Origin of the sequence: Chamaesiphon polymorphus CCALA 037 (assembly GCF_003003845.1) — a bacterium.
Classification (GTDB): domain Bacteria; phylum Cyanobacteriota; class Cyanobacteriia; order Cyanobacteriales; family Chamaesiphonaceae; genus Chamaesiphon; species Chamaesiphon polymorphus.
In genome coordinates, this window is sequence record NZ_PVWO01000641.1 from 1 (window position 1) to 2,754 (window position 2,754).

At 44.0% G+C, this 2,754-nt stretch carries 5 protein-coding genes; all 5 read right to left on the reverse strand.

Annotated features, from left to right (window positions below):
• Positions 1-83 precede the first annotated feature (83 nt).
• Positions 84-335, reverse strand: a complete 252-nt coding sequence (locus C7B77_RS27625) for a DUF3375 family protein (protein ID WP_106312616.1) — start codon at positions 333-335, stop codon at positions 84-86.
• Positions 336-381: 46 nt separating this feature from the next.
• Positions 382-963 carry a hypothetical protein gene (locus C7B77_RS27630; protein ID WP_106312619.1) on the reverse strand — a complete coding sequence of 194 codons (582 nt, stop codon included), beginning with the start codon at positions 961-963 and terminating at the stop codon, positions 382-384.
• A 209-nt stretch (positions 964-1,172) separates the two neighbouring features.
• Complete coding sequence (locus C7B77_RS27635; protein ID WP_106312622.1) at positions 1,173-1,811, reverse strand: hypothetical protein; 639 nt, start codon at positions 1,809-1,811, stop codon at positions 1,173-1,175.
• Positions 1,801-2,289 (reverse strand): hypothetical protein, encoded by a 489-nt coding sequence (locus tag C7B77_RS27640; protein ID WP_106312625.1) that lies wholly within the window; start codon positions 2,287-2,289, stop codon positions 1,801-1,803. The genes C7B77_RS27635 and C7B77_RS27640 overlap by 11 nt, the downstream gene beginning before the upstream one ends.
• Positions 2,267-2,754, reverse strand: a 488-nt coding sequence (locus C7B77_RS27645) for a retropepsin-like aspartic protease (RefSeq protein ID WP_219892302.1), incomplete at its 5' end; no start/stop codon positions are given. The genes C7B77_RS27640 and C7B77_RS27645, both read right to left, overlap by 23 nt.

A 2,754-nucleotide genomic window follows, 5' to 3' on the forward strand; every position in this document is an offset into this window, starting at 1 on the left:
TGGCTTTGATTCGCTGTTCATTGTTTTTCTTCGATCTTACTCTCGATCGCCATATCATACATCAATTCAGCAACGCCTTATTATTATGTTTGACGACGGAAGACGATTCGAGGCATTGTCGTCTTCATTTGAGAGCCTTGCAAGACGTTAGTAACCTCAATTGCATCCTTTACATCGTTATCGATCGTGTGTGGCGGTTGTTGAGCTATCTCTAAATAAGCGACGACTTCTTCCATGCCACAATCGATCGGATAGATTTCAATCAATTCTAATAAACTAATCTCAGATCGAGATTTGAGTGCTATAGCAATCTGGGTGAGTAGTTTTTGCTGCATTATAAATTAACGGTAGAGAACTTGTTGAAATTTAAATACATTGCTGCTATGTTATAGCTGCGGAGGTTGACATTTCTAATGGAACCAAATCTTTATTAAGGATAAACTCACCCTCTTCAAGTATGATAAGATCTCCAGGTTGTAACTCGAAAGAGATTGGATTTTCTTGATATGAAATGCCTCTGCTAAACCAAGTTGTTAAAAATTCCTCCTTGGACATTAGCCCCTGAAAACCATAAAGACTTACTCGGTAGGCTGGCAATTGGCTCTGAGCGATTCGTAAAATATATTCTAGTGTTTCTCTATGTTGACGAGATTTATATTTTGATAGGAATCTTTTGCTCTCTCTGGCGATCTTTAGATCGATACCAGGAATTGATGTTAATTTGGCTGCGGCAAGCTTAATCCGATCGCGTTCGGCTTCGCTATAGAAGCGAGATTCAAGATTACGGATGTATTGGGATAGAGACAACTTAGATTTGAAAAAATCAATTATCCTTTGATGCCAAACTAAAGTAAATAAAGCATGAGTATAGTAGAACAGCTTATCGTCGAAACTGTCTAGGATTGGTGACTCATCTATTGCTAGAGAATCAAATATTTCTACGATCTTCTGTCCAACTACCATAACGCTGAATATGAAACCATAGCCGTCTTAGCACTAGTTTAATAGCAGGAATTCCACGGTTTCGAGCATTGGCTTTATCCAGAGCGAGTTGGGTCAAACGGTCGATAATTAAATTTTTAGCAAGATTTGAATTCATAGTTCATTTATGATTTTTATCATCTAAAAAATCTCCTATTTACTTAAACAAAGCTACGATCTGTAGTACAATCTTACCCTATTTTAAGAAATACTAACCCATCAATATCGTAAAAACCGCCATGAGATCGAGTTAATCTAATCCGATCGCCTGATAATAGAACAGACAACAAAATTTGTCCAATTGGCAAAAGTTCAGCTAAATCTGCAAAATTAGTCACCCCAGACTCGATCGCGTCAATCGTAGTTTGCACCCACTCCTCGATCTTTTCCTCGTGGGCTATATCCAAAGCAGATCGGAAATCAGCTAGCTTTAAGGCTGCATCTTTACTTACTAGAGCGATGGCAGGTGCCGCTTGTCGAGTGGTGGGATAGTCAGTTTCAACCGTCTCCACCAAATCCCCTAGATCCCACTCCATCCGACCTAGCACCAGCTCGTCGAAAATCGTTCGATCGTATGGTGGCTCGACTAATTCCCCCACAAATAAAGATGGCTGCTGCTGCCACTCATCCAATAGCTTAATTGCCCGATCTCGATAACAATCCGCCCAAGTAACTAAAGCATCGCCAGCAGGTTCTAAATCCAACGAACCAATCCAATTGCTCAAATCGATGATATTTGCGTCCTCTGGAGCTGCACTCACTCGATCGAGCAATGTCCAGATCGTAAGTTGTTCGATTTTAGTCTCAGACCGACTTAGGTTAATAGACATGGCAATCGGTTAACGGACAAAGGCTAGCATCAAATTCTCTAGTCACACGAAATGTAACCAGGGAAATACCGTGTTTGGTGGAGAGTGCCAAGAGAATGTTGCGCCCTGACTCCTGAAGTTGAGCCTTTGTCATTCCCAGGCAATGACGCGCCTCAATCCGATCCTTCATCACCGACCCACAATACAGCCGCGCCCCGATCGCGTGGATGGTGTTATTCGACAGATTTATCCACAGACACAATTCCGCAGCGTAGACCTTCGGAACGATAGAGTCAGTCTGCTCGGTGGCGGAACCTAGCCCCTGACCAATCGCGGCGTTTTGCCGCCGTTCCTTCCGCCGGATTGCCGTAGCCGCTTTAGTGCGATGGTACGAACGCCTGTCGGGACAACGATTGTCGTCCCAGCAGTTCTTCTCTCGCGCCTGGGGTGCAGACAACTTCGCGCAAGCCTGACAATTATGCGGCAGTTTCGCTGGCATCACCCTCACCCCGCCATTCAAACTCAATCCGTTTTTCTGCTTGAACGAATTTAATGTCAAACAGGTCGAATACAACTTCACGCCCTAGCAATAGTGGTGCTGGGGCAATATCTGAAATCAGCCAAGCTACTGGAGCTTTGAAGGCGCGTCCGTCAATCGTCAAATCGAGCGAGCGATTGACATACTGAATTTCCCCACCAACTCCCTCGCCCGTTCGGGGTATTTCTTCAGGTAATAGCGTCATACCTAGCAAATATCCGAGTTCGCGATCGATTAGCGAAACTTCAGAGCCAGAATCAACGACCATATAGATATTTTGTTGGCGACCGTTAAGGCCGATTCTCGTTCCGAGAGGCTTCGCCAACGTCACTGGATAAAGTGGATTCCAACTTACGGTTCGCTCATTTTCAGGGAGGGTCATCAGATTGTGGCCCAAGGCAAGTATAAATCTCAACTGGAAAGTTC

Excerpts from the sequence above, each read along its gene's own strand:
- C7B77_RS27640 (WP_106312625.1), bottom strand. The coding sequence starts at position 2,289 with ATGCCAGCGAAACTGCCGCATAATTGTCAGGCTTGCGCGAAGTTGTCT.
- C7B77_RS27630 (WP_106312619.1), bottom strand. The coding sequence starts at position 963 with ATGGTAGTTGGACAGAAGATCGTAGAAATATTTGATTCTCTAGCAATA.
- C7B77_RS27635 (WP_106312622.1), bottom strand. The coding sequence starts at position 1,811 with ATGTCTATTAACCTAAGTCGGTCTGAGACTAAAATCGAACAACTTACG.
- C7B77_RS27625 (WP_106312616.1), bottom strand. The coding sequence starts at position 335 with ATGCAGCAAAAACTACTCACCCAGATTGCTATAGCACTCAAATCTCGA.